This is a genomic window from Cetobacterium sp. 2G large (genome assembly GCF_014250655.1).
GTDB classification, from domain to species: Bacteria; Fusobacteriota; Fusobacteriia; order Fusobacteriales; family Fusobacteriaceae; genus Cetobacterium_A; species Cetobacterium_A somerae.
Window position 1 is genome coordinate 542,011 of sequence record NZ_JACHTH010000007.1, and the last position, 26,281, is coordinate 568,291.

Below are 26,281 nucleotides of genomic sequence, written 5' to 3' on the forward strand. Positions count from 1 at the left end.
GTGTGGATTAGTAGAGCGTCCATGGGGGCGCCATAAGATATTTAATAGTATAAAAAATAAAGGTCATTAAATCAATTTTGATTTAATGACCTTTTTGTATATTATAAATTTTTACTATTTATAATTTCTAATTGTTTTTTAAATTTTTTTAATATATTTAAAAAAATTTCAATCTCATTCTCTGAAAATAAATCTTTAAATTTATCTTGTATATTTGGAAGAAAAGAATCAATATAATTAATGGCTAAAATTCCATCTTTTAAAAGATATAAACCTTTTTTTCTTGAATCAATTTTTCTTTTTTCAATTAATCCTTTATCCTCTAAATTTGTAATGTATTTAGTAACAAGAGATCTTTCTATTTTAGTTTCCTTAGAGATTTCATACTGGCTAATTCCAGGATTATGATAGATAAGCTTTAAATAAACACTTTCCATTTTTGTTATTTCTAGATTTGATAAAAGATAACTAAATAAAAAATCTATTTCTTTGTTAATTGAAGAAATTAAATAAATCGCTCCCTCATGTGTTTTCATGATATACCCCTTTTAGTAATTTATACATATATAATAAACTATTTAAAATAAAAATGAAAGGGTGAATAGTTCACGGTTATCCATTCTAACTATTATTTTAAGATAAAAAGTTTTAAAATAACAACAGGTGGATTAAAAAATATAAATGGAGGGGAATTATGAAAAAAAATCTGATTTATTTAAGTGCAATTTTTGCTGTAACTACAATGGCTCAAGGAAAAGAATTAGCTAATTATCCTAAAGTGGAAATAGTAGAAGTGGAAGATGTAAATATTATAAAGGAAGAAACCGCTTTTAGACCAAGTGGTTATTTAAGAATAGAGTATAAAGGTTATGGTGAAACTGAAGGACATGGCGATGGTTTGGAAAATAGCTTTTCAGATACATCAGTAGACCCAAGTATAGCTCAAGATGAATGGAATAGAGGAGCTAATAACTATTCTAGATTGCAAACAACTTTTGGTGTTCAAGCAACTGAAAAAATTCTTTTAGAAGGAAGAATAAGAGACTATAATAATTTAGAAAGAGATGATGAATCTAAAGATAATAGTGCTAAAGATGGAACGGAAACAAGAATGAGATTATATTATGCTCATAATAATTGGTTAACTTCTAGAATTGAATATTATAATCAAGAAAATGATGATCAAGAGTTAGAATATCAATTAAGAATGGATTTATATAAAAATAAGGGAGCTTTTGTAGAGAAATTAGTTTTAGCTCCTAAGTACTATCACCTATTCCCAAATTCTAATGGTGGAAACTATGTTAATGCTATTGGAGCAGATTTAGAATATGCAGGAAATTTACCATTAGGAATAAAATGGGATGGTACACTTTATTTGGATTATTACTTCTATAACCAAGATATCATAACAGGAAGTAATGGAAATGATAAAGAGGATAAGGAACTTGTAGTAGAATGGGAATTTTATTTACGTAGACATTTTGAATTATATACAGGAAATAATTATGGAATTAATCTAGATTTTGAAGGAGGATATGACCCATATGTATTTAGACAGTATGATAGATATGGATTTGATAGTAATAAAAATTCATATGTAATGAAAAAATCAAAAAATACGTATGAATTATATGGCCAACTAGCTGTATCAGCGGATTATAGAGTAACAGAAAATTTTGTAACTACTGTAGGAGTTGGAGCAGAATATAGAAACTGGGATAATGTAAATCAAGATTCAGCTTCAGATTGGAGATGGCAACCATTTGCTTATGTAGCGATGAAAACAACATTTTAAAAAGCTTATAATCTTAAAATCTGAATAAGGATTTTAATTTTTATAGAAAGTGCTAATTTGAAAGGAGCTTAACTTTTGTTAGGCTCCTTTTGAATTAATAATATATTTTTTAAACTATAATATATAATAGCAAGAGCTTCTCGACTAAATAAACTGACTTTGCTTTTTAAAGGAGTTTTAGCATATATAGGATTTATTTTATAATTTAATGAATTTGCAAAAAATTTAACTCTATACATATGGAAATCATTGCTTATAACGCCAATATTTTTTATATTATTTGGAATAAGTTTACGAGAAAAAATTAGATTTTCTAAGGTTGTTGTAGATTTATTTTCCTCAATGATATTATTTTTAGGAATAGAATGTGAAAGAAGATAATTTTTCATAGCTTTACTTTCACTAATAATTTCATCTTTTCCTTGACCACCAGAAACAATAAATATAGTATTAGGATATCTTTTGTAATAATCAATAGCTTTATCTAATCGATATTTTAAAACATTTTTAGGTTTATCTCCTCGTAATCCGGCTCCCAAAATAATGATATAATCATTTTTTAATTCTAAATTTTTTGAATTATGTATATCTGTGATAATAGTTCCTAAGCTAATAATAAAAAGAGTAACTCCAATAGTAAAGCAAGTTTCAATAATAGCTTTAAAAATTTTATTACCATTTAGAATAAAAAAGAGATAGATAATAAAAAAGAGATAGACGAAAAGTAAGATATTAATAAAAAAAGATGAGGGGAAAATATATTTATAAATTCCTAGACTTATTACAATAATTAAATTAAACAAAACTTTAAAAATCATTTAAATTCCTCCTAATAATATATATACAAATTCTACCATTATTTTACTATTTTTTACAACATAAGTGGACAAATTTTAAAAGAGTATTGACTTTTAAAAAAATATAAGATAATAGATAAAATAAAGAGGAGAAATAAAAATGATACATACCATCTTTATTATAATAGCAATATTATATTCTTTTAAAGTTCAATCAATTTTATTAATTATTTTATCTTTAATCTTTTTAGGGATTTTTATTTTTTCAGTAAAAAAATTTAAAACTCTAAAAAACACCCTAGATATAGCAATAGCCGGAACTAAAAAATCTTATTTACTAGTTTTTATATTTGCTCTTTTAGGGGCTCTTTCGGCAAGTTGGTTTATCTCAGGAACAATTCCAGCTTTAATATACTATGGGATAAAAATTATAAATCCCAATTATTTTTATGTATTTTCATTTTTAATAACTTCTTTATTTTCTTTTTTAATAGGAAGTTCTTTTGGAACTGTAGGAACTATAGGATTAGTTATGGTATCTTTGGCTAGGGGGGGTGGTTTAGATATTTATATAGTTGCAGGAAGCATAATATCTGGAGCTTATTTTGGTGATAGAGGATCTCCAATGTCATCTAGTGCTAACTTTGTATCTATTTTGACAGAAACCGAGATATATAGCAATGTTAAAGGTATGTTTAAAGCTTCAATCCTTCCATATTTAATAACATTAAGTTTGTATTTTTATTTAGGTAGGAATATTGAATCAAAATTTATAGAAAATAATATTTTAACTTTGTTGAATCAAAATTTTTATTTAGATTTTTTGGTGTTTATTCCGATGATTTACTTAGTAATAATGTGTCTTTTGAAAAAGAATATTAGGCACACAATGTTAGTAAGTATTTTTTTAAGTTTAATTATAGGATGGTTTTTACAAAACTATGAAGATAGAAATTTTATTAAAGTATTAATTTATGGATTTAAGCTTCCAATTGAAAATGAATTATATAATGTAATAAGAGGAGGAGGAATATTTTCAATGGGAACAGCTATGGTTATGGCTTTACTTTCTTGTGGTTTAGTTAATATAGTTGATAAACTAGGAATATTAAAATTGGTATCTGAAAAAATAGGAGTTGTAAAAAGTGAATGGAAAATATATTTATATACAATAGTAGTGGCAATTTTAACAGCTGCTATTAGTTGTAGTCAATCTACTTCTATACTATTGACTTCTCAAATTATGAAAAAGATTTATAAAAAAAATGGATTTACAAAGGAATTATTGGCTTTAGATATAGAAAATAGTAGTGTTGTGTTAAGTTCGTTAATACCATGGAATATAGCAATTACTGTACCAGCTTTGATGTTGGATATTTCTGCAGTAAAAATAATACCTTATTCGCTATATCTATTTATTTTACCAATGATAGTAATGATATTAAAAATAAAAAAACTGAGTCAATGACTCAGTTAAAATTTAAAAATTTGTAAAAAAGCTATTAAAATGGGTATTGTAATCAAACTAAAAATAGTTGATAAAAGAGAACAGCTCGATGTTATTAAAGGCTCTTTATTATACTTTAAAGAATAAGCAATGACAACAGATGCTGTTGGAGTAGCCATCATAATAGTTATAACTCCTAAACTAACACTAGATAATTGAAGAATACCAAAGAAGTTAGCTCCTAAAATAATAATCAACACTAGAAAAGGAATTAAAAGAGTTTTTATAATAGAAAATTGCCAAGCTATAGAATTTTTCAAAGATTCTTTAATAGGTAATTCAGATAATTTTAATCCAGCAGCTAACCATGCTAATGGTGAACATAAACCTGCTAAAAAAGCCAAAGGTTTATATATCCAAAAGGCTGTTTTATCAATTCTTAAAATAGGAAATTTTTGTCCACTTATGCTTACTTGGGGAAGATATTCTTGAAACACCCAAATGAAAAGACCTATGAAAGTTGCTAAAATAACTGGATTTAAAAACATAGATTTAAGATTTTTTTTATCCATTTTAATACTAGACATTTTAATAAAACCATAAGAATAAAGTAAAACTCTGTACGGTATGGAAAAAATTGAAGAATATATAACTCCAAGATCGCCATATAAAGCTTGAGCTATTGGGATTCCAAAAACAGTAATTCCACCAAAAACAGACATAATCTTTAAAGTTAATTGTTTTTCTAAATCTAAATTTTTGTAGAAGATATTACCAATGGCCATTAAAAAAAGATGAATTAAAAAACTCCAGATTAATATGTTTATCCCATTAACAAAAGTTTCTTTGTCAAAATCTTTCATAAAAGCATTAAAAGACAAAGCTGGAATAGAAATTGTTAATATAATTTCTCCTAATGGTATAGAGAAAGAGCTTTTTAGTTTATTGCTCTTTCCTAGATAGAAACCTAAAATCATAATAGAAATCGATGATGACATAACCCCAATAATATTTTTATCGGATAGTACAGAAATAATAGTATTTGTTGTATTCATTAATTACACTCCCAGAAAAATTATTCAATAATAAGATTTTTAACTTCCATATTAAGAAAATTAATTAAATCATTAGGACTAATTTTAATTTGTAGTCCTCTTTGTCCCCCACTTATAAATATAAAATCTTTTTTTAGACAACTTTCATGTATTAATGATAGGTGTCTTTTTTTTATCCCAATAGGAGAGCAACCTCCTCTTATGTAACCTGTTTTTTCTTTTAATTTACTAAGTTCAAGCATATCTACTTTTTTAGACTGAACAATTGAAGCAACTTTTTTTAAATCTACTTCATCACTTCCAGGAATACACACAATGAAAAGTTCATCTTTGTCATTTGTAAGAGCTAGTGTTTTGAAAACCTTAGTTATATCAGCTCCAGTTTTTGAAGCAACACTGACAGCGCCTAAATAATTTTCATCAACATCGTATTCAAAAATATCATATTTAATTTTAGCTTTATCGAGCTCTCTCATTGCATTAGTTTTTTTTATAGCCATATTATAAACTCCTTATAATTTATATCCACATATGTTGTATAAAAAAATAAGAGAGACCTCTTAAATTGGAAAGAATTTATTACATACAGCATATATGGCAATTTTATGAATTAGTTCTAAAAATAGACTGTGGTGTTGTAATCACTTTATTAGATTCATCACTACCGAATTTTTATACATTGAATTATATCACATATATATAACTAAAATAAGTAAAAAATATACAAAAGTTGCTTTTTGTTGTAAAACCATTTATAATATATTATCAAAATTTAAGGAGTGATATATATATGAAAAAAGGGATACTGATGTTATTACTTCTATTATCTTCACTGAGCTATGCAAGTTGGTGGGGAGGATTAAATGGAGGAACAAGGGCTGCTATAGTAACAGGATCTGCCTTAATTCTAGGATCGCAATACAACCAAAGTGAATATAGACATCAACAAGATTTAAGAAGATTAGATACTCAAATACGTAGAGGATATGAAAGGCAAGCTGTAATAGAGAATGCCAATAGAAAATATGGAAATATAGGGGCACCTCAAAATTTCTATGGAAATCCAAGTCCAAATTATCAACAATATAATCAAGGAAGAAGACAAGGAGCTAGAGTCATATATTCTGATCAAAGAAGTCAAATTTTAGAAATGGCTGATGGAACAAGGGTAATATTAAATCAATAAAAATAAGTAAAAGGAGAGTTGAAAAACTCTCCTTTTATTATTAAGAAAACATATTAACAAAGACTGTTATAATTGATGCGTTAACAAAATCTATGAAAAGAGATCCAACTAATGGTAGAGCAAAGAACGCTGTAGGAGAAGGACCGTTTGCAGCTGTAAAAGACTCCATATTAGCCATAGCATTTGGAGTAGCTCCCATTCCGAATCCACAATGTCCCACAGCCATAACCGCAGCATCATAATCTTTTCCCATAACTCTAAATGTTACAAAATATGCATATAAAGCCATAACGACTTTTTGTGCTAAAAGAATTGCTACAAGCGGAATAGCTAGTGCAGCTAACTCCCAAAGTCTCATAGACATCAATGCCATAGCTAAGAAAAGTTGTAATGCAATATTACCAACAACATTAATTGCATTTAATGGGATTTCTATTTTAGCTCCATCAGCAATATTTCTTATAATTGCAGCAACAATCATAGGACCTATATACACAGGAAGAACAATTCCTAAATTTTTAGCTAATGGTGTTATAAATCCACCAATTCCCATGGCCAAAACAATGTAAACAATACCTCTGAATAATAAATCTTCATTTAAAAGTAATTTTGTATCAGAAGGATTTTCATTACCATCAAGAAACATCTCTACTTCTCTAGGAGATTTTAAATTATGTTTTGCCATAAGTCTTTTTCCAACAGGACCACCAATTAGACATCCAGCAACTAATCCAAAAGTTGCTGAGGCGATTGCAACAGACATAGCACCAGTAGCACCAGCAGCTTCAAGAACAGGACCAAAAGCTCCAGAAGTTCCGTGACCTCCAGTAAGAGGAACAGAGCCAGCAGCGATTCCAATTAAAGGATTCAAACTAAATACTTTTGCTAAAGAAACGCCAACAACGTTTTGAATAACAACAAGTATAACTGCTACAAGTAAAAAAGTAAAAACTTGAAGACCACCCTTTTTTAACATTTTTAAACTTGCTAAAAATCCAATTGTGGTAAAAAAAGCTACCATTAGAAGATTTTTTAATGAACCATCAAAATCAAAAACAAAAAGTTGCATATTATAACCAATTAGAGAAACAATAGAAAATATAACTCCTCCAATAACGGGAGCCGGTATAAAGAATTTTTCAAAGAAATATACTTTTCCTTTGATCCATCTTCCAATTAATAACAAACAAACTGCTATTGCTAAAGTTTCTGCCATATTAAATGTGTGTGTGAACATAAATTTTTCCTCCTAAAAAATGATTTTTTTACTTACTTTTATATTAATAATTGTACACAGAGTGTATAAAATATACAAATATAAAAAAAATATACAGCATATTCATGCTGTATATTAATTATTTATTATATGTATAATCGATTCATTTTATATATACAAGTCTAATAAGTGCTCAATAATAGAGTATTTTCATTAATAATATTTTTTGTATTTTGTAATAAAACCTCTTTAGAAAAAATTGGGCCATCGTATACAAAAGTATGATATTCACCATTTTCTCCACAAACATCAGAACCAGTTTTTTCTATTTCTTTTAAAAGTTCATGAGTTAAAGTTTTTCCTAAAAAATCAGCACTCATATTATTTAAATTAACTTTTTTAATGATAGCTTTATATCCTAATTCTATAAATTCCTTAACTAAAGCTTCACGATCTCCTTGCCATAAAGGGAAAATAGCTTCAAGATTGGTATTTTGGCATCTAATTTCTCCCCATTCTCTATGATGAGCAATATCAATATCGCCAAAAATACATGCTTCAGCCCCTAAATTTTTCATATTTTTTAAAGCTATTTCAAAAGTATTTTCATAATTTTCACCATCACACTCAACCAGTAGCAAAGGTATATTAATAGCTAATGAAACTTGTTTCAAAAGATCAGATGAGATATCATGAAACCAAGAATCTCCCTTGTTTTTATTTATTGTTGTCATAAGAGCAATTGGTTCATAACCTAATGAAATTGCTTTATGTAAAGATAACATACTATCTTTTCCCCCGCTGAAAGAAACGACAACTTTTATTCCCATAATAATCCTCCAAAAATATTTTATCCGTTATATAAATATTATAAAAAAATAAATTGATAAAAACAAGATAAATTTATTTTGAAAATATAATATCTTGGTATTTATTATTATGTCTTTTAAAATAAGCTTTTCCGAAAGAACAGATTGGAATGATTTTTAAATTATTTAATTTAGCAAATTCTATAAATTTTTCTGTTAAAGTAGTTGCTAAATTTTGATTACGATATTCTTCCTCAACCCAAGTAGAACTTAATTTAAGAGTCTTTTCAGCAGAGTTAATAGAGTATGTTAATTCTGCAATTTCTATATTTACACCATTAGTTATATAAAACTTTGAATTTTTTTCATCGTGTATAATTTTCATAAAAACCTCCTTAAAGTTATTATAATTTGATTTTACTCAAAAAATGTTGATATCTTTTAAAATAAAAGGAAAAATCTAGAAAAATAGTAGAAAAATAAAAAGAGAAAAGGAGTAAAGATGGATTTAGTAAATGAAAATTTAAATACATGTATAAAGAAGATTGCGATACCTTCTAGTATTGGTTTTTTATTTAATACATTATTCAATATTACTGATACATATTTTACAGGGTTTATAAGTGTTAAAGCCTTAGCTGGTTTGTCATTATCTTTTCCTGTTTTTTTTATTTTGATTTCTTTAGGGTCTGGAATGGGAATGGGATTAAGTGCTTTAATTTCAAATGCTATTGGTGAAAAAGATAAGGATAAAGGAATAGAATTAGCAAAAGATGGAATCTTAATAGGAATCCTAACAGGATTATTTATAAGTGTAATAGGTCTTAAATTTAATAGACAACTTTTTTTACTAATGAGAGCTGGAGAAAAAGAGTTGTTATTAGGAATGGAATATACAAAATGGATATTTATAGGGGCTGTATTCTTTTGTTTAAATTCTATATTTAATGGAATATTAGTAGCTCAAGGTAATACAAAAGTTTATAGAAATTTTTTAATTATAGGATTTTTAGCTAATGTAGTATTGGACCCATTTTTTATATTTGTTTTAAAAACAACAACAGATGGTGTAGCAATAGCTACAGTATTAATACAGTTAGTAGGAAGTGTATATCTGTATTTTAAGGTAAAAAAATCTCCCTTAATTTTAAAACAAAATTATAACATAAAAATTCCAAGCATAAAAAATATTAAAGATATTTTAAATCAAGGATTGCCAGCAAGTTTTAATATGATGACGATAGCTGTAGGAGTTTTTGTGATAAATCATTATATACAAAAAGTAGGTGGGAGCTCAGCTATTGCATCATATGGAATATCAACTCGTATAGAACAATTAATATTATTACCAGCGATTGGTTTAAATAGTGCAGCTTTAAGTATAAGTGGTCAAAGTTTTGGTGCAAAAAAATTTGATAGAATAAAGCAAGTTTTTATTAAGACGATGTTTTATGGTTTTGTAATAATGACTATCGGGATGCTAAGTATAAGTTATTTATTACCTTATTTATTTAGTGTATTTACTAAGGATTTAGAAGTTGTAGAATATGGAGTAAGTTATTTTTCAATAGAGAAATTTACGTTTAATTCATATATTTTAATAAATATATGTGATGCGGTTTTGAGAGGTCTAAAATTTCCTAAATTTTCGATTTTAATTGGAATATATCGGCAATTCTTAATGCCTATATTGTGTTTTCCTATATTAATAAAAATTTTTCAAGGTATTCAAGGTATTTGGATAGGGATTTTAATTATAAATTGGAGCGCAGGTTTTTTATTCTTAGTATATTTTATATTTGTATATAAAAAAATAAAAGAAAAAAGGAAGAGTTGACATGTTAGCGTAGATAAAAATATAAACCTGTAAAAACAAGAGTTGAGGAGGTAAAAAAATGGCATACAAAAAATCATTTTCAGAGGTAGAAAATAAATATTGGGGAGATTATAAAGTAAGAATGTCTAAAGCTCAAGGAGCTGAAGATGTTAAGAAAATATTTTCAATGATAGTAGCTGATATGGTAAAAGAGATTGAGCCTAGTTTAGATCCTATTTATGGAGAGTTTAATGGTGATTTTGAAATAGAAATGATTGGTGATAAAAAATATAGAGTAGCTCCTAAAATAAAAGAGGACCCAGCATACATAGAGCTAATTGAAAATTCAGATTTACCTGCAATATTAGATAAATATGCAGAATTAGCGGTAAACAAAATAGTTCATTTATCTGGAAAAGAACCAGAGGAAAATGGAAAAAAAATAATTCATTAATAAAAAGAGACCTCTTTAATAAAGAGGTCTTTTTTAATCACTAAATTCTATAAAATAATTAAAAAGCTTTTCTTAAACCAAGTTTATAAAACATTCTGTCTTTATCATCAGATTTTTTTCCATCGAATGAGATATTTTTAGCTGATTGCCAGTAAACTTCTCCTACTAATGTCAATGTAGGGTCAAATTTATAGCTAAATGTTGTACCGATTCTAGTTTCGTCTTTATCTCTTGTCTTACCATTGTTGCTTCCACTTAAAGAAGATGATTCTTTTCCTTTTTCTTCATAGTGTAAATCATATCTGATAAATGGATTGATAGCTAACTTATCAGTTGCTCCCCAGTTATATCCACCTCTTAGTTGCCAACGCATATATTCAGCTGAATGTTCAAGATATTTATATTCGTTGTAAAGTGATGCCCAGATAGAATCTTTATTAGGAAGAGTTTGTCTAACTCCAATTAATTGAACTTCTTGGTACCAATCACCATAGTAATAATTAGTATCTAAATCTCCTTTTTTATAACCTGAATCTTTTCTAGATTCTTGTTTTGTTTCAGTAAATAGTGGTCCTGTAAATCCACTTAAATAAAGATTAGTAGTGCTAGTTATTTTATAGTTCATATCTGGAAAAAATCTTAGGCTAAGATTTCTTTTCGTTTGGCTACTTGAAGAGTTATCATTTATAGACCATTGCTCATATCTGAAACCAACTTTAGGATTAAAAGCAAAGTCTCCATTTTTATAACTATAACCACTTGCGAACATTTCGAATCTATCTCTTTGAGTTTTAAATCTAGCATTTGTACCTTCGGCTCTTTCTTTTCCATATTGATCTTGATACATATACTTAAAATCAATTTTCAATTTAGTTCCATCTAGTGGATTAAAGCTTCCACTAATATAAGGCATAAATACATCACTTCTGTTATAGTTATTTGTTCCTTTATCATCATATTGCTCATTTTCAAAACCGATTTCAATTGTTGCTGCAAAAGTTCCTACAGATAAAATACTTGCTAATAATAAAATAATTTTTTTGGACATTTTGTCTCCCCCTTGTTATTTTAATAAATATTGCTTAATGTTTTAACTATTTTTATATGAATTTTTTACAAAATGAATGCATTTTTTTGCAGATTCAATATTGGAATTTTCCAATAAGATATCAATCTTTAAATTATATTTTTTGATACATTTCATTAAAGTATCTATATCAAAGTTTCCTTGTCCAATAGGAACAATTTTAAAAATATTGTTTTCTACTTTAAAATCTTTTAAGTGAATTATTGCAATTTTATCAGCAAAAAGTTCGAAAGATTTTTCTATTATTTCCTTTTGGTTGTGAAAATTAGTTATATTTAAAAAATTAACAGGATCAAATATAACTTTTAAATGAGTAGATACAATAGTTTTTAAAGCTAGCTTCATTTTTTCAGGAGTCGATATAATATCTTTTGAAACTCCTTCTATAGCAACTAAAGTTTGAGTTTTTTCAGCATGTTTAACTATTTTTTTTAGAGTATCTAGAAAAATATCAAAAGCCTCCTGAGTATCGTTTAATGGTGTGTATGTATAGTCTGTAGTTAAGCAACCAGTTTCAGTTCCAACGATACACCCAGGAAAGTTTTTAGAGAAATCCAAATGATATTTAAACTTTTCAATCTCCTGATGTCTTATATTGTCATCAGGATTTCCCATATTTATGTAACATCCTAAAACGGATAGATTAATATCTTTATTTTCTAAATTATTTTTTAAATATTGAGACAACTCACTATTTAAATTTTCTTTTGAAATATTAAAATCAATAAAAGATTTTCCAAGAGCCAATTGTATGCACTGACCATCTAAAGTTTTAATAGTATTTAATAGTTTTGGAAAGTCTGTTAAAGAGTACTTACCCATGTCGTGAGCTCTAATTCCTATTTTAATCATAAGTATTTCTCCTAAGTTGTTTTTTTATAAATTACATTTTTATCGTATACGGAATCACCTTCTATATGTTCTCCGTGGATATATCCCCCATTACTAATGTATTTTGGGATAGAATTAGATTTACCTTTTAAAGTTGCATCTAAAGTTACTAAAGCAAAAGCTTCGGGGGAATCAATTCTTGAGTTTAAATATCTTGCATCTTCTACAAAATAACCATTTTTAAATTTAGTATTAACTATATTATCTCCAATAACTTTTGCCATTTTTAAATAGCTATCATTTTTTGTAATCTCATATAAATCAGTCATTAGTAGTAATGCGTAAGGTGACGAATTTTTAGTTTTGAAATCTAATTTAATGTTTTGACCATTAGTTGTTCCAATATCACCAAGAGAAAAAGTTTTATCACTCATTACTCTAGCAAGATTCCAAAGATCAATATCTTTAGATACTTCATAAGATCTGATAAGGGCGATAGCATATTCTTCAGTGGCAGGCTTTGTTTTTGTTAATTTACTCCCCTTTTTTCCATAATATCCGTCTCTAATTAAAGTATAGTTAGTTAAATCGGTTCCATCATTCCAAACAGGTTTAATTTCGCCAGTCTCATAATCAAAAGATATTTTATAGAAGTTTTTAAGAGTATTTATTGACCAGTTTAAAAGTTCTTTATCACCAGTTTTTTTATAAATTTCAGTTAAAATTAAGGCGTTATCTACTACAATAGCCTTCGCATTTCCTTTAAATAATGCATTTCCTTCTTTTGCAATATCTCCAAACTCTGGTCCAAATTGTCTATAGGCTCGATCACCGTATTTAGAGTTAGTATCAGAATCTGATTTAGGTGGCCATTCTCTTTTCTTAGGTGATGAAAATTGATATACAGGAGCTCCAGTTTTAGGATTTTTTGCAAGTTCATATTGTTTTAAAAGTGTTTTTGCCCAGTTAGTCATATCAGGATTATTTTCAAAACTATTTAAAATAAAAGCTGAATACACTAAATCAGAACCAGCATTGATAAAGGTTAATCCTTTTGTTTCTGGGAGTATGGGTAGATTTTCAGTGATTACAATATCTATTGGGGTATTATTTTTAAAGATATTTGTATCTAATTTTTTATTATAACTTCCGTGTCTTCCCATATCTAAAGTTTCCCAATCTTCAACATGACCATTCCAAAAAGCAGTAACATAATTTTTAGTATTTATTGGATTTACTTCATATAAGAATTCGTAATATGGAAAATGATTTTTTAATTCGTGAACTTGATTTTTATCTTGAGGCCCCTCTAATTTAAGAGTATCTAAGTTGATAAATCTATGACCTCCCCAATAGTAAAGTCCATTTTTATCAGTAAAGTTATCTAAAAAATATTTTGTTGTATTAAGTGCAGTATTTTTATATTGTGAGTCTCCTGTAACCTCAGATAAAATAACTAGAGTTCTTAAAAAATTTTGCTGGTTTGCAAAGTTAGAGATTTTAACTTTTTCTCCGTTGGGATAAATCCATTCGACAGGTTTTTCTGTTATAGTATTGATACCGTCAGCTAAAAGTGGTGTTGGATTAACCTTACTTTGACCATTAGTAATTATATTTTTATAAAAAATTTTAACAGTTTCAAGTCGAGCTTTATCATTTTCAGTGTAATCGACTTTTCCTAGGGCTAAAGTTGTTAGCCCTAAAAAAAGTGAAAGTTTGAAGGTTTTGTTCATATATTCCCCCTAGTTATTCTCTTTTAAAAACTCATTTGTTACATTAATAATTTGATTAGAAGCATCTTCAGGTGAAAGCTGTTTATAACCTAATTTATCTATAATATCTTTTAAAGCTACATGTAACTGCTTATGTTCAAATAGAGGATGTATACCTTTACCAGCAAAATCAATAACTTTATTGTTAGCTTCTAAAATGAATGAATCCAAAAGGTTATTTTCTTTTAAAGTAGTAACAGCAGAAGTATTAGCTGGAATTCCTCTAGACACTCCAAGAATTTTAACAGCTTCAGGATCAGATATTAAAAAATTAAGTAATTCGGCCGTTTCTTTTGGATATTTAGTATTTTTATTAATTGCAAAAGCCATAGACACTTTTGAAAACCCAGATTTGTGGAGTCCGAAATCTTTTGGGTACTCACCAACAACAAGTTCTTGTCCTTCTTCTAAAGAATCTCTCCATTTTAAAGAAGCGCTATCCCATTCATAAGTTCCACCAAATTTTCCAACAATCCAAGATGGATGTTGATCAAGTTGAATATTTCCAGCGGCAGCTCGATCTTCTAAAGAAGGAATGGTTTTAGTATTAACTAAATTTAAGTAAAAATCAGCAGCATTTTTTAGCTCTTGTTGACTATAAGCCACTTTATTATTGACAATAAATGGTTTTCCAGTTTCTTGCTCTAGTTTATAAAGCATAAGAAGAAGAGCACCATAGTAATCAGATTCAAATCCAAAGTAATCAGGACCAAGCTTCTCTTTCATTATCTGAGTAGAAGTAACAATATCTTGGAAACTTTTAGGAAGAGGTAAGCCAACTTTATCGTAAGTTGTTTTATTGTACAGAAAGACTCTTCCGGCAACTCCATAAGGAATAGCATTTAATTTATTATTAATAACACATTGTTCTAAAATATTTTTATCATATTGATTCAAATCAAGGGTAGTAGATAAATCATTTAGGTTATAAAAACCATCTCCATTTTTAGAAAAAATATTTATCCAGTTCCAGTTAATTTGTATAAGATCAGCGGCCATATCACCAGCCATTTGAGTAGTGATTTTTTCTTGCCATCCTTGCCATCCACCATATTCTGATTTAATTTTTATATTAGGGTATTTTTCTTCAAAAAGTTTTAAAGCTTCTATAGTTTTTTTGTGCCTATCATCCCCACCCCACCACGAAACTCTTAATGTTATATTTTGGTTACTTGGAGTTGAAGAGGATATATTTTCTTTATCTTTGTTACATGCTGTGAAAATAGATAATGCAGTTAATGATAGAAAAAAGACTTTTTTATAACTCATAGATATTCTCCCTATAATATATTTTTATTGGTTTTGAGATAAAAATTCATTAGTAATAGATATGATTGATTTAGCTGTTTGTTCAGCATTTGCTTGACCATATCCAAAAGTTTCGATTGCACCTCTTAGATCTGTATTTAATTTTTTATGTTCAAAAAGAGGGTGTATACCTTTTCCAGCAAAATCTTTAACAGCATTATTAGCTTCAAAAGCTAAACCAGTAAGTTGTCCATTACTTTCTAATACCTCAACAGCAGTAGAATTAGAAGGGATTCCTCTAGAAGTTCCAAGAATTTTTACAGCTTCAGGATCTGTTGTTAAAAATTCAACTAAAGTAGCAGCTTCTTTTGGGTATTTTGTATTTTTCTTAATAGCAAAAGCCATAGAAACTTTATTGAATGCAGATTTATTTTCTCCAAATTCTGTTGGAAAGTCAGCTAAAACTAATTTTTGATTTCCTTCAAGAGCATCTTGCCATTTTTGAGCGGAACTATCCCATTCATATGTTCCTGCATATTTACCTTGAATCCAACTTGGATGTTGATCTAAAGGAATGAATCCAGCAGCAGCTCTAACTTTTAATGATGGTAGGGCGTTTTGTTCAACTAGATTATTGTAAAAATTAATAGCCTCAACGAGTTCTGCTTCTGTATAAGCAACTTTATTATTAACGATAAATGGCTTTCCAGTTTCTTGTTCTAATTTATAAAGCATAAGAAGAAGAGCTCCATAAGCATCAGTATCAAAAGCATAATAATCATTTCCTAATTTTTCTCTAATAATCTTAGCTGATGAAATCATTTCATTGAAGTTTTTAGGAATTGAAAGGCCGGCTTTAGCATACGTAGTTTCGTTTATATAAAATACCTTTCCAGTCATTCCAATTGGAATAGCATTTAACTTCCCATTAACAGAACACTGATTAAGTATATCAGAGTTATAATTATCAAGATTAATAGTGTCTGAAAGTTTATTTAAATCATAAAATCCATTTCCATCTTTTGAAAAAAGATCAATCCAGTTCCAGTTAATCTGCATAACATCAGGTGCAGTATTTCCAATTATTTGAGTGGTAACTTTTTCTTGCCACCCGCTCCATCCACCGTACTCTCCTTTAACTTTAATATTAGGATATTTTTCTTCAAAAAGTTTTAGTGCCTCTAATGTTTTTTTATGTCTATCGTCTCCACCCCACCAAGACATTTTTAAATTCACAACTTTAGAATTAGCTAAAGAAATTGTCGGATAGGACATCCCTACAACAACTGAACTTAGTAAAAGTAATTTTTTGAAATCCATAAAATATACCTCCCGTATTATAAAAAATTTTCTCATTGAAACTTGTTTATTAGTATGTTAACATTCTAGGATACAAGTTAAAATGTATTTACAATTAAAACATACCTTAAAAAAATGAAAAAGTCAAATTTTTATTATGTTTTTTTTAAATAAAAAGTTCTAAAATAGAATGAATCAATCGGAGTATTATCATGTTAAAAGAGAAAGTTGAAGGGTGGAGTTTAGAAAAAAAGGATGTGAAAAATTTGATATTATTAGCTAGCCCAATAATATTATCAAATTTTTTACAAAACTTATATAATCTCGCCGATTCATACTATATGGGAAAAGTAGGTGGAGTAGAGTTAGCTACTTCATCTTTTACAAGTCCAATAACCCAGATGATAGTGGGAATAGGCAGTGGGTTTGCAGTAGGTGGAGGAGTAATAATAAGTCAGCTGGTAGGAAAAAAAGATAAGAAAGAAATCCTAAAAACAAATAGTCAACTATTGAGTATAAATATATTGGTATCTTTGTTTATAACAATATTATCATTTATTTTTTGTGAGAAAATATTGAAATTTTCAGGAGCTGATGGAGAGTTGTTGGAAAAAAGTAGTTTGTATATAAAATTTATTTTTTTAACGATTCCAATGACTTTTTTAGTATCAACATATATAACAATAAAAAATTCAAAAGGAAAAAGTATGAGTCCTTTATATTTAATAGCATTTTCAACTATTCTAAATATATTTTTAAATTCTTTATTTATAAATAAATTTAAATTAGGATTATATGGAATTGGATTTGCAACCTTAATAGCAAATGTAATATTAGGAGGGTACTGTACATATGAACTTTATTTAAAGCGAGAGATAAGTTTAGAATTTTTAAAAATTAAAAAAGATATTTTTTATAGAATATTGAAGTTAGGAATTCCATCATCGCTTACAACTATTACCAATTCATTAAGTTTTATAATAATAAATATTTTTGTTGTTAAATACGGAACAGAAGTTTTAGCAGCTTACGGTGTAGGAAACAGAATTAACAATATAATTTATGTATTAATAAATGGAATAGGAACAGCAGTAGCTATTTTAGTGGGACAGAATGTTGGAGCAAAAAATATAAAAAAAGCAAAAAATGTCCTAAGAACTGGAATTGTTTGCGGATTATTTGTAGGAATGGTATCAATGATTGTTGTATTTTTAATTTTAAATCCAGTTATAGATATATTTACTAAAGATATAGAAATAAAAAAACACTCAATAAATTATTTGAAAATTATGTTGATAAGTGTAATTCCTTGGGCTATATTTCAACCGTTAGCAGCAGTATTTCAAGGAACGGGACATACTAAATTTGGAATGTATTGTCATTTTGGAAGGGTTTGGATATTTAGGGTTCCTTTTATACTAATATTTGAAAACTTATTAGTTTTATATGAATTTTCAATATGGTATTCTATGTTGTTTAGTAATCTTTTTGCACTAGTGTTTTCGTTTGTTTTATATAAAAGAGTTGATTGGGAGAAAAAAGTATAAAACCTACCAAATTTAAGGTAGGTTTTATTTGTAATTTAAGATTTTAGGAAATAATCAGGATATTTTTCAATTAAATATCCAATTTTATTTTTAAAATTTGAAAGATGTTTATCAATCATTTCATCGACTTTGTTAATGTCGCCATCTCTAATTATATTAATAATATCTTTGTGTTGATCAAGTGTCGGAATTAAATTTGTTTTTTCAATAGCATCTAAAAACCTAACACGATCATAGTGAGTACTTAATGATTGAACAGCTTCCCAAACTCTTTCTTTTCCAACTTCTTTATAAATGATTCTATGAAAATCGTTATCTAAGAAAAAAAGTTCTGTATGATCCTCTTCAATTTGAGCAATTATATTTTGAAATTTTAAGTTTTTTTCAAGCTCTTTAATAGCTTGGTTTGAGAAATTTGTTGTAGCGAGTTTTAGAACTTCTCTTTCGACGATTTTTCTCATGAAAAAAGCCTCTTCAACTAATTTTAAATCAATTAGAGATACGAATGATCCCTTTTGTGGATAAACATCCATTAGTCTTTCTTCAGATAATTTAACGACAGATTCTCTAATAGGAGTCCTACTAACACCTAAAGTTTCACCGATATCAGATTCGCTTATCCCAGTTCCAGGTTTAATATTTAGAATCATTATATTTGTTTTTAAAACTCTATATATAAAATTTTTAGTATTCTCGCCAAATTGACGATTAACTTTTGATAAATTCAAAGTACACCTCCAACAGTTCTTTATATTCTATTTTTATTATACCAGAAATATTAAAATGTGCAAAATTTTAATATAGCAATATCAATAAAAATAATATTTTGCTAACATTATAAAAACAAAAAATACTATATATATACAAAAAAAACTATTTTGAAATAAAAAAGTCTTGACTTTTTTAAAAATGTTTACTAGGATACTAGTGTAAAATAATTAAAGGAGGTAACAAAATGGATTCTATAAATACAAAGTCTAGAAAGTATATAAGTAACTATTTAAAAAGTTATAAACCATATAAGGGAAAGTGGTGCTATGAAGATGGATGTTTATTACAAGGGGCAATGTTGCTATATAAAACAACGAAAGAAGATGAATATTTAAATTTTGTATATAGTTATCTTGATGATTTTATAGATGAAGATGGAGTTATAAAGGGTTATGAGAAAAATGAGTTTAATATAGACAATATAAATGCAGGAAAAGTTCTATTTGATGTTTATAATTTTACAGGGAATGAAAAATATAGAAAAGCAATTGAAAAATTATATGAACAAATTTTAGAACATCCAAGAGTTCCACAAGGGAATTTTTGGCATAAAAAAAGATATGAAAATCAAGTTTGGCTAGATGGGATGTATATGGTTGAACCCTTTTATATAAGATATGAGACAGAGTTCAATGGAAAAAGAAATTATGGAGATATTTTTAAACATTTTATTAATGTTAGAGAAAATATGTTTGATGAAAAGTTTAAATTGCATTACCATGGATGGGATACAGCTAAAAAATGTAGTTGGATAGTTCCAGAAACAGGGCTTTCTAAAAACTTTTGGTTAAGAGCCATCGGATGGCATTTAATGTCGATAGTTGATACTTTAGAATATATGTCAGAAGAGATTTTTAATGAATATAGAGGGCTTCAAATCTTATTCAAAGAGGCGATAAAAGGGGTAGATGAGTACAGAGATTTGATGAAAAATATGTGGTATCAGATTGTAGATAAAAAAGAGATGAATGGAAACTATCTTGAGACTTCTGGATCTTTAATGGTAGCCTATGCCATGATGAAAGGAGCAAGATTAGGATATATCGGTGAAAGGTACTCAGAAATTGGAAAAAAGGCTTTTGAAGGAATTTATAAAGAATACTTAAGAGAAAAAGAAGATAAAAGTTTATCTTTAGATGGAATTTGTTTAGTTGCAGGATTAGGTGGATTTGGTGGTCAAGAAAGAGATGGAAGCTACGAATATTACTTATCAGAGCCTATTGTTTCTGATGATGTAAAAGGCAGTGGAATATTTTTGATGACATATAGTGAGTATTTATATTTAGAAAAGGATGTGATGAATAGTGAAAAGTAAACAATTTAACGGATATTTATTTATAGCTCCATGGATAATAGGATTTTTAATTTTTACAGCTTATCCTTTTATTTCATCACTTTGGTTAAGTTTTACAAATTACAATTTATTAAGTGCACCAAAATTTGTAGGTCTTTCAAATTATATAAAGTTATTTAATGACCCTTTATTTTTAAAAACATTGTCTAATACCTTAAAATATGTATTTATAACAGTTCCTATAAAGTTAGCTTTTGCATTATTTATAGCAAACATTTTAAATTATAAATTAAAGGGAATAAACTTTTTTAGAACGGCTTATTATATACCATCTATATTAGGAGGAAGTGTTGCAATAGCTGTTTTATGGAGATTTTTATTTTCAGATCAAGGATTAATAAATATAATAATTGGATATTTAGGAGTTAATCCAATTTCATGGTTAGGAGATCCAAAGTATGCATTATTTACAGTAAGTCTTTTAAGAGCTTGGCAGTTTGGATCTGCAATGGTGATATTTTTAGCAGCTTTAAAAAATATACCAGAAGAATTATATGAATCAGCTAGAATAGAGGGAGCTTCACAAACAATGATGTTTTTAAATATAACAATTCCGATGATATCACCAGTTATATTCTTTAACTTTATTATGCAACTTATTCAAGCTTTCCAAGAATTTAATGGACCTTATATTATAACAGGTGGTGGACCACTTAACTCAACAAAATTACTACCACTATTAATATATGATAATGCATTTAATTACTATCAAATGGGGTATGCTTCAGCGATATCATGGGTATTATTTTTAATAATAATGATATTCACACTATTTTCATTTAGAAGTCAAAAATATTGGGTACACTACTCTGATAGTGGGGAGGAATAAAAAATGGAAAATGTAAAAAATATAAATATATCAATAGATGAAATCTCAGATGATATCAGAAAAGAGAATCAATTAAGAGCAAGAAAAAGAAATATAATATCAGGTATTAAAGTTGGATTGAGATATTTAACTTTAGCTATTGTTGGAATAGCTATGCTCTATCCTTTAATTTGGTTACTAGGAGCTTCTTTTAAAACAAATGCTGATATTTTTACAAGCATAGGATTTATACCTAAAGATTTTAAATTTGATTTTAGTGGATATGTAAATGGATGGAAAACGTCAACGGAGTATACATTTACAACATATTTTTTTAACACCTTTAAAATTGTTTTACCAAAAGTTGCTTTAACAATTGTATCAGCAGTTTTAACAGCTTATGGTTTTGCAAGATTTAAATTCCCAGGGAAAAAGATTTTATTTGGAATTTTGATATCAACTCTTTTACTACCAAATGTAGTTTTAAGAATTCCACAATTTTTAATGTATAAAAACTTTGGTTGGTTAGATACATATTTACCTTTATTTATTCCTGCAGCTTTTGCTACAGATACATTCTTTGTATTCATGTTAATACAATTTATAAGAGGGTTACCTAAGGAGATTGAAGAGGCTGCTTGTGTAGATGGATGTAACTCTTTACAAACACTTATTTATATAATGGTTCCTATGCTAAAACCAGCAATAATATCTATTGCACTATTTCAATTTATGTGGACTATGAATGATTTTATGGGGCCGTTAATTTATTTATCAAGTGTTGAAAAATATCCAGTAGCATTGGCATTAAAAATGTCTATGGATGTAAGTAGCAGTGTAAACTGGAATCAAATTTTAGCGATGTCAATAATTGGATTAGCACCTTCATTAATTGTATTTTTCTGTGCTCAAAGACACTTTGTAGATGGAATTTCAGCTGGAGGAGTAAAAGGATAAGAGAGGTAAAATATGGAGATAAATATAGTATTAATAAATTCAAGAAGTTTTACTTTTGAAATAAATAACACAGATAGATTCTATCTTAAAAATAAGTTAGAAGTTAAGATTGGAAAACAAAAATTTGAAATAGAAAAAACAGTTAATAGTGTTTATGATTTAGAACCAGAAACAAATTATACACTGGAAATTTACGATAATGGAGAATTGTTAATAAAAAAAGATTTTATAACAAAAAGTGAAAGTTTTTCATTAAATGTTAAGAGATTTGGAGTGAAGGGGGATGGAGTATCAAATGATACCCTTCCTTTGCAAACAGTAATAATGTCTTGTCCTAAAAATGGAAGAGTGTATATTCCTAAAGGAAAATATTTAGTTACATCGTTATTTTTAAAAAGTGATATAACTATTGAATTAGGAGCAGGAGCTGAAATTTTAGGTGATACTAATCGAGATAATTTTGGAATTCTTCCAGGATTAATAGAAAATGAAAAAGATGAAGAATATTATTTAGGAACTTGGGAAGGAAATCCATTAGATAGTTTTTCTTCAATAATTACAGGAATAAACATAGAAAATGTAAAAATAATTGGAGAAGGAGTTATAAATGGACAAGCCTCTAAAGAAAATTGGTGGAATAATCCAAAGATTAAAAGAGGAGCCTGGAGACCAAGAACAATATTTTTAAATAAGTGTAAGAATATAACTATCGAGGGAGTTACAATAAAAAATTCACCATCATGGACAGTTCATCCATTTTTTTCTGAAAATTTAAAATTTATAAATTTAAAAATTCAAAATCCAGCCGATTCACCAAATACTGATGGAATAGATCCGGAATCATGTAAAAATGTAGAATACATCGGCATAGATTTTTCAGTAGGAGACGATTGCATAGCAATAAAATCTGGAAAATTATATTTAGGAGAAAAATTAAAAACTCCATCAGAAAATTTTCAAATAAGAAATTGCTTGATGAAATATGGTCATGGAGGAGTGGTTATAGGTAGTGAAATGTCTGGAGGAATAAAAAACGTTAATATTGAAAAATGTATTTTTTACAAAACTGATAAAGGTATTAGGGTAAAAACAAGAAGAGGAAGAGGGGAACAAGGAGTTATTGATGGAATTACCGTAAAAGATGTATATATGGATGAAGTTAAAGTTCCATTTGTTTTTAATTCTTTCTATTTTTGTGATCCAGATGGAAAAACAGAGTATGTTTATACAAAAGAAAAACTCCCTGTAGATAAGAGAACACCTCATATAAAAAATTTAGAATTTGAAAATATTGTATGTATAGAGACAGAGGTTTGTGCTGGATTTTTATATGGACTGCCAGAAAAACCTATTGAAAATATAAAATTTAAAAACATAAATATAAGTTTTACAAACAAAGATGTAGAAGCAGATTATCCAGCTATGATGTCTCATATCGAAAAAGAGAGTAAATGTGGATTTTTTATAGCAAATGCAGAAAATGTAAAGTTTGAAAATGTTGTTATATCTGGAAATGTTGGGGAACAAATAAGAATTCAAGGAGAAAAAGAGTAAGATAACTCTTTAAAGGGGTACGGTAAAATGAAAAAATGTATACGAATAAATAAAAAAGATAATGTTGCAGTTGCCCTTTTACCTATAAATAAAGGAGAAATTGTAGAGGTTGAAGATTTAAAAATTAAATTAAAAGAGGATATAAAAAAAGGTCATAAGTTTACTTTAGAGTTGTTGGGAAAAAATAAAGATGTAATAAAATATGGAATGCCAATAGGTCATACTTTGAAAGATGTAGAAGCAGGTCAATGGATACATACACATAATTTGAAAACAAATTTGAATGATTTAGATACATATTCATATGGAGATTTAGAAGGTGTAGATTTAGAAGGAGCTAAAAGAAAAAAAGTAAATGTGTATTTAAGAAAAAATAATAAGATAGGTATTAGAAATGAGTTGTGGATTATTCCAACTGTAGGATGTGTAAATGGGATTGGAGAAAATATAATAGAAGAGTTTAAAAAGAGATTTGATATATCAAAAGTAGATGGATTAAATGTATTTAAACATAATTACGGGTGCTCACAGTTAGGGAAGGATCATATAACAACTAGAACAACACTTCAAAATATAGTGACACATCCAAATGCAGGAGGAGTTTTAGTTTTAGGGCTTGGTTGTGAAAATAATCAAGTGAAAGAGTTCAAAGAAACTTTAGGTGAGTTTGATAAAGAAAGAGTTAGATTTTTGATAGCTCAAGATTCCGAAGATGAAATAGAGGAAGGTGTAGAACTTTTAAAAGAGTTATACGATAAAGTTATTTCTGAATCAAGAGTTGAAAAAGAGTTCGGAGATTTAGTTGTAGGACTTGAATGCGGAGGGTCAGATGGATTTTCTGGAATAACTGCAAATCCACTAGTAGGGGAATTCTCAGACTATATAGTCGAACATGATGGGACAACAATTTTGACAGAAGTTCCAGAAATGTTTGGAGCAGAAACTTTACTTATGAAAAGATGTATTAATAAAGATATATTTAATAAAACAGTAGATATGGTTAATGATTTTAAAAAATACTTTATCTCGTATAATCAGTCTATTTATGAAAATCCATCTCCTGGAAATAAAGAGGGTGGAATATCAACACTAGAAGATAAATCCTTGGGGTGTACTCAAAAATCAGGTATTTCTAAAGTCAAAGATGTATTAAGATATGGAGAGGTAGTCAAATCTAAAGGATTGGTACTTCTTGAGGCACCAGGGAATGACTTGGTTGCTACTACAGCATTAGGAGCAGCTGGAGCTCATATAGTTCTTTTTACAACAGGACGGGGAACTCCGTATGGTGGATTTGTTCCAACAATAAAAATATCAACAAATACTGAACTGGCAAAGAAAAAGCCAAAATGGATTGATTTTGATGCAGGAAAACTATTAGATAGCAATGTTACAATGAAAGAATTGCTAGGTGAATTCGTTGATTATATAATAGAAGTAGTTGAAGGTAGAAAAACAAATAATGAAATAAATAATTTTAAAGAAATCGCTATTTTAAAAAATGGTGTGACTCTTTAAGAGGGAGGATAGATGTTAATACAAGTTAATAATGATGAAAGTATTCAAAATATAATTGATAGTATTCAACATCATCAAGTTGTAATATATTTAAAAAATGGTATATATCGAGAGAAAATATTAATTGATAAACCAAATATAACACTAGTTGGAGAAGAAAAGGGAAAAGTTATTTTAGTTTGGAGTGATGCATCAGGAACTTTAATGAGAGAAGATTCTACTAAAACTTATGGAACAAGTGGAAGTGCAACAGTAACATTAACATCAAATGCTAAAGGATTTAAAGCTGAAAATATAGTTTTTAAAAATGACTTTGATTATCCAAAATCATTTTTAAAGGATAAACAGGCTGTAGCTTTAAAAAATGATGCAGATAAATCTCTATTTATAGGGTGTGAATTTTTGGGATATCAAGATACTTTGTACGCAAATAAAGGAAGACAATATTATAAAGATAGTTATATAGAAGGAAATGTAGATTTTATTTTTGGAGGAGCACAGGCTTATTTTGAAAATTGTAATATTTTTTCAAAGAAAAGAGATGAGGGAGTTGGTTATGTAATGGCCCCATCAACACTTTACAATCAAGAGATAGGATACATCTTTAATAATTGTAAATTTGATAGTGATGGAGAAAGCAATACAATTTTTATAGGTAGACCTTGGCATCCAGGAAAAAGAGCAGGATATAATCCGAGTGCAATAGTTATGAATTCATATTTAGGTTCACACATAAAAGAGGAAGGTTGGGATTCAATGTCAGGATTTTCTCCAGATGACGCTAGATTTTATGAGTATAATAATTATGGTGAAGGAAGTATTGTAAATATAAAAAGAAGAGTTTTATTAAAAGAAGAGATGAAAAATTACTCTAAAGAAAAATTGTTTGAAAATTGGAATATATAAAAATGGATGGACTCAATTGTCCATCCATTTTAGTTTATAAATTATCTTATA

At 27.8% G+C, this 26,281-nt stretch carries 25 protein-coding genes; 12 read left to right on the top strand and 13 right to left on the bottom strand.

What is annotated here, in order from left to right; all coding sequences use genetic code 11:
• Window positions 1–101: 101 nt before the first annotated feature.
• The gene (locus H5J23_RS13115) at window positions 102–536 is read right to left on the bottom strand and encodes a MarR family winged helix-turn-helix transcriptional regulator (RefSeq protein ID WP_185892705.1); all 435 of its coding nucleotides are present in this window, start codon (window positions 534–536) and stop codon (window positions 102–104) included.
• Between the two features lie 158 nt (window positions 537–694).
• Between H5J23_RS13115 and H5J23_RS13120 the strand changes: the two genes are divergently transcribed.
• Window positions 695–1,798, top strand: coding sequence for a hypothetical protein (locus H5J23_RS13120; protein WP_185892707.1), 1,104 nt, complete (start codon window positions 695–697; stop codon window positions 1,796–1,798).
• A gap of 68 nt (window positions 1,799–1,866) precedes the next feature.
• Here H5J23_RS13120 and H5J23_RS13125 read toward each other — a convergent pair whose 3' ends face one another.
• On the bottom strand, window positions 1,867–2,616 hold the full coding sequence (locus H5J23_RS13125; RefSeq protein ID WP_185892709.1) for a YdcF family protein: 750 nt from the start codon (window positions 2,614–2,616) through the stop codon (window positions 1,867–1,869).
• 139 nt (window positions 2,617–2,755) lie between these two features.
• On the opposite strand from H5J23_RS13125, the gene H5J23_RS13130 reads away from it, so the two are divergent.
• Complete coding sequence (locus tag H5J23_RS13130; protein WP_185892711.1) at window positions 2,756–4,063, top strand: Na+/H+ antiporter NhaC family protein; 1,308 nt, start codon at window positions 2,756–2,758, stop codon at window positions 4,061–4,063.
• A 5-nt stretch (window positions 4,064–4,068) separates the two neighbouring features.
• Here the strand turns inward: H5J23_RS13130 and H5J23_RS13135 are convergent, their stop codons facing one another.
• A complete protein-coding gene (locus H5J23_RS13135) occupies window positions 4,069–5,097 on the bottom strand; it encodes an AEC family transporter (protein WP_185892713.1) in 1,029 nt (342 codons plus the stop codon).
• Window positions 5,098–5,117: 20 nt separating this feature from the next.
• Window positions 5,118–5,591 (bottom strand): Cys-tRNA(Pro) deacylase, encoded by a 474-nt coding sequence (gene ybaK / locus H5J23_RS13140; protein WP_185892852.1) that lies wholly within the window; start codon window positions 5,589–5,591, stop codon window positions 5,118–5,120.
• Between the two features lie 296 nt (window positions 5,592–5,887).
• Here ybaK and H5J23_RS13145 point away from each other — a divergent pair, with 296 nt between their 5' ends.
• On the top strand, window positions 5,888–6,283 hold the full coding sequence (locus tag H5J23_RS13145; RefSeq protein ID WP_023051738.1) for a hypothetical protein: 396 nt from the start codon (window positions 5,888–5,890) through the stop codon (window positions 6,281–6,283).
• 40 nt (window positions 6,284–6,323) lie between these two features.
• Here H5J23_RS13145 and gltS read toward each other — a convergent pair whose 3' ends face one another.
• The 3 genes from gltS to H5J23_RS13160 all read right to left on the bottom strand — a co-directional run bounded on the left by gltS (window position 6,324) and on the right by H5J23_RS13160 (window position 8,693).
• A complete protein-coding gene (gene gltS / locus H5J23_RS13150) occupies window positions 6,324–7,520 on the bottom strand; it encodes a sodium/glutamate symporter (RefSeq protein ID WP_040406109.1) in 1,197 nt (398 codons plus the stop codon).
• Window positions 7,521–7,681: 161 nt separating this feature from the next.
• Complete coding sequence (locus tag H5J23_RS13155) at window positions 7,682–8,329, bottom strand: diphthine--ammonia ligase (protein WP_185892715.1); 648 nt, start codon at window positions 8,327–8,329, stop codon at window positions 7,682–7,684.
• A 73-nt stretch (window positions 8,330–8,402) separates the two neighbouring features.
• Window positions 8,403–8,693 carry a GNAT family N-acetyltransferase gene (locus tag H5J23_RS13160; protein ID WP_023051741.1) on the bottom strand — a complete coding sequence of 97 codons (291 nt, stop codon included), beginning with the start codon at window positions 8,691–8,693 and terminating at the stop codon, window positions 8,403–8,405.
• A 117-nt stretch (window positions 8,694–8,810) separates the two neighbouring features.
• Here H5J23_RS13160 and H5J23_RS13165 point away from each other — a divergent pair, with 117 nt between their 5' ends.
• Both H5J23_RS13165 and H5J23_RS13170 read left to right on the top strand, forming a co-directional pair.
• The gene (locus H5J23_RS13165; protein ID WP_185892717.1) at window positions 8,811–10,145 is read left to right on the top strand and encodes an MATE family efflux transporter; all 1,335 of its coding nucleotides are present in this window, start codon (window positions 8,811–8,813) and stop codon (window positions 10,143–10,145) included.
• A 58-nt stretch (window positions 10,146–10,203) separates the two neighbouring features.
• Window positions 10,204–10,578: a hypothetical protein gene (locus H5J23_RS13170; protein ID WP_023051743.1), complete on the top strand. Its 375-nt coding sequence runs from the start codon at window positions 10,204–10,206 to the stop codon at window positions 10,576–10,578.
• A 58-nt stretch (window positions 10,579–10,636) separates the two neighbouring features.
• Here H5J23_RS13170 and H5J23_RS13175 read toward each other — a convergent pair whose 3' ends face one another.
• Genes H5J23_RS13175 through H5J23_RS13195 form a run of 5 tightly spaced genes read right to left on the bottom strand, consistent with a single transcriptional unit; the run spans window position 10,637 to window position 16,836 of the window.
• Window positions 10,637–11,626, bottom strand: a complete 990-nt coding sequence (locus tag H5J23_RS13175) for a hypothetical protein (RefSeq protein ID WP_023051744.1) — start codon at window positions 11,624–11,626, stop codon at window positions 10,637–10,639.
• A gap of 42 nt (window positions 11,627–11,668) precedes the next feature.
• Window positions 11,669–12,517 carry a sugar phosphate isomerase/epimerase gene (locus H5J23_RS13180; RefSeq protein ID WP_185892718.1) on the bottom strand — a complete coding sequence of 283 codons (849 nt, stop codon included), beginning with the start codon at window positions 12,515–12,517 and terminating at the stop codon, window positions 11,669–11,671.
• A gap of 11 nt (window positions 12,518–12,528) precedes the next feature.
• Window positions 12,529–14,229: an exopolygalacturonate lyase gene (locus H5J23_RS13185; RefSeq protein ID WP_185892720.1), complete on the bottom strand. Its 1,701-nt coding sequence runs from the start codon at window positions 14,227–14,229 to the stop codon at window positions 12,529–12,531.
• Window positions 14,230–14,238: 9 nt separating this feature from the next.
• Window positions 14,239–15,537, bottom strand: a complete 1,299-nt coding sequence (locus H5J23_RS13190) for an ABC transporter substrate-binding protein (RefSeq protein WP_023051747.1) — start codon at window positions 15,535–15,537, stop codon at window positions 14,239–14,241.
• 24 nt (window positions 15,538–15,561) lie between these two features.
• Window positions 15,562–16,836, bottom strand: a complete 1,275-nt coding sequence (locus tag H5J23_RS13195) for an ABC transporter substrate-binding protein (protein WP_185892722.1) — start codon at window positions 16,834–16,836, stop codon at window positions 15,562–15,564.
• Between the two features lie 191 nt (window positions 16,837–17,027).
• Between H5J23_RS13195 and H5J23_RS13200 the strand changes: the two genes are divergently transcribed.
• The gene (locus tag H5J23_RS13200) at window positions 17,028–18,362 is read left to right on the top strand and encodes an MATE family efflux transporter (protein ID WP_023051749.1); all 1,335 of its coding nucleotides are present in this window, start codon (window positions 17,028–17,030) and stop codon (window positions 18,360–18,362) included.
• Window positions 18,363–18,397: 35 nt separating this feature from the next.
• Here the strand turns inward: H5J23_RS13200 and H5J23_RS13205 are convergent, their stop codons facing one another.
• A complete protein-coding gene (locus H5J23_RS13205) occupies window positions 18,398–19,090 on the bottom strand; it encodes a GntR family transcriptional regulator (RefSeq protein WP_023051750.1) in 693 nt (230 codons plus the stop codon).
• 227 nt (window positions 19,091–19,317) lie between these two features.
• Between H5J23_RS13205 and H5J23_RS13210 the strand changes: the two genes are divergently transcribed.
• From H5J23_RS13210 to H5J23_RS13235, 6 genes are all read left to right on the top strand, one after another.
• Window positions 19,318–20,448 carry a glycoside hydrolase family 105 protein gene (locus H5J23_RS13210; RefSeq protein WP_023051751.1) on the top strand — a complete coding sequence of 377 codons (1,131 nt, stop codon included), beginning with the start codon at window positions 19,318–19,320 and terminating at the stop codon, window positions 20,446–20,448.
• Window positions 20,438–21,316 (top strand): carbohydrate ABC transporter permease, encoded by an 879-nt coding sequence (locus tag H5J23_RS13215; protein ID WP_185892724.1) that lies wholly within the window; start codon window positions 20,438–20,440, stop codon window positions 21,314–21,316. The genes H5J23_RS13210 and H5J23_RS13215 overlap by 11 nt, the downstream gene beginning before the upstream one ends.
• 153 nt (window positions 21,317–21,469) lie before the next feature.
• On the top strand, window positions 21,470–22,252 hold the full coding sequence (locus H5J23_RS13220; protein WP_342663778.1) for a carbohydrate ABC transporter permease: 783 nt from the start codon (window positions 21,470–21,472) through the stop codon (window positions 22,250–22,252).
• Window positions 22,253–22,264: 12 nt separating this feature from the next.
• A complete protein-coding gene (locus H5J23_RS13225; RefSeq protein WP_185892726.1) occupies window positions 22,265–23,806 on the top strand; it encodes a glycoside hydrolase family 28 protein in 1,542 nt (513 codons plus the stop codon).
• A 27-nt stretch (window positions 23,807–23,833) separates the two neighbouring features.
• Entirely contained in the window at window positions 23,834–25,324 is a 1,491-nt protein-coding gene (locus H5J23_RS13230; RefSeq protein ID WP_185892728.1) for a UxaA family hydrolase, read from the top strand.
• A gap of 12 nt (window positions 25,325–25,336) precedes the next feature.
• On the top strand, window positions 25,337–26,230 hold the full coding sequence (locus H5J23_RS13235) for a pectinesterase family protein (RefSeq protein WP_185892730.1): 894 nt from the start codon (window positions 25,337–25,339) through the stop codon (window positions 26,228–26,230).
• Window positions 26,231–26,281 lie beyond the last annotated feature (51 nt).

Bases quoted from the DNA above. Each gene is read 5' to 3' on its own strand.
- H5J23_RS13115 (WP_185892705.1), bottom strand. From the start codon at position 536: ATGAAAACACATGAGGGAGCGATTTATTTAATTTCTTCAATTAACAAA.
- H5J23_RS13120 (WP_185892707.1), top strand. From the start codon at position 695: ATGAAAAAAAATCTGATTTATTTAAGTGCAATTTTTGCTGTAACTACA.
- H5J23_RS13125 (WP_185892709.1), bottom strand. From the start codon at position 2,616: ATGATTTTTAAAGTTTTGTTTAATTTAATTATTGTAATAAGTCTAGGA.
- H5J23_RS13130 (WP_185892711.1), top strand. From the start codon at position 2,756: ATGATACATACCATCTTTATTATAATAGCAATATTATATTCTTTTAAA.
- H5J23_RS13135 (WP_185892713.1), bottom strand. From the start codon at position 5,097: ATGAATACAACAAATACTATTATTTCTGTACTATCCGATAAAAATATT.
- H5J23_RS13145 (WP_023051738.1), top strand. From the start codon at position 5,888: ATGAAAAAAGGGATACTGATGTTATTACTTCTATTATCTTCACTGAGC.
- gltS (WP_040406109.1), bottom strand. From the start codon at position 7,520: ATGTTCACACACACATTTAATATGGCAGAAACTTTAGCAATAGCAGTT.
- H5J23_RS13155 (WP_185892715.1), bottom strand. From the start codon at position 8,329: ATGGGAATAAAAGTTGTCGTTTCTTTCAGCGGGGGAAAAGATAGTATG.
- H5J23_RS13160 (WP_023051741.1), bottom strand. From the start codon at position 8,693: ATGAAAATTATACACGATGAAAAAAATTCAAAGTTTTATATAACTAAT.
- H5J23_RS13165 (WP_185892717.1), top strand. From the start codon at position 8,811: ATGGATTTAGTAAATGAAAATTTAAATACATGTATAAAGAAGATTGCG.
- H5J23_RS13170 (WP_023051743.1), top strand. From the start codon at position 10,204: ATGGCATACAAAAAATCATTTTCAGAGGTAGAAAATAAATATTGGGGA.
- H5J23_RS13175 (WP_023051744.1), bottom strand. From the start codon at position 11,626: ATGTCCAAAAAAATTATTTTATTATTAGCAAGTATTTTATCTGTAGGA.
- H5J23_RS13180 (WP_185892718.1), bottom strand. From the start codon at position 12,517: ATGATTAAAATAGGAATTAGAGCTCACGACATGGGTAAGTACTCTTTA.
- H5J23_RS13185 (WP_185892720.1), bottom strand. From the start codon at position 14,229: ATGAACAAAACCTTCAAACTTTCACTTTTTTTAGGGCTAACAACTTTA.
- H5J23_RS13190 (WP_023051747.1), bottom strand. From the start codon at position 15,537: ATGAGTTATAAAAAAGTCTTTTTTCTATCATTAACTGCATTATCTATT.
- H5J23_RS13195 (WP_185892722.1), bottom strand. From the start codon at position 16,836: ATGGATTTCAAAAAATTACTTTTACTAAGTTCAGTTGTTGTAGGGATG.
- H5J23_RS13200 (WP_023051749.1), top strand. From the start codon at position 17,028: ATGTTAAAAGAGAAAGTTGAAGGGTGGAGTTTAGAAAAAAAGGATGTG.
- H5J23_RS13210 (WP_023051751.1), top strand. From the start codon at position 19,318: ATGGATTCTATAAATACAAAGTCTAGAAAGTATATAAGTAACTATTTA.
- H5J23_RS13220 (WP_342663778.1), top strand. From the start codon at position 21,470: ATGCTCTATCCTTTAATTTGGTTACTAGGAGCTTCTTTTAAAACAAAT.
- H5J23_RS13225 (WP_185892726.1), top strand. From the start codon at position 22,265: ATGGAGATAAATATAGTATTAATAAATTCAAGAAGTTTTACTTTTGAA.
- H5J23_RS13230 (WP_185892728.1), top strand. From the start codon at position 23,834: ATGAAAAAATGTATACGAATAAATAAAAAAGATAATGTTGCAGTTGCC.
- H5J23_RS13235 (WP_185892730.1), top strand. From the start codon at position 25,337: ATGTTAATACAAGTTAATAATGATGAAAGTATTCAAAATATAATTGAT.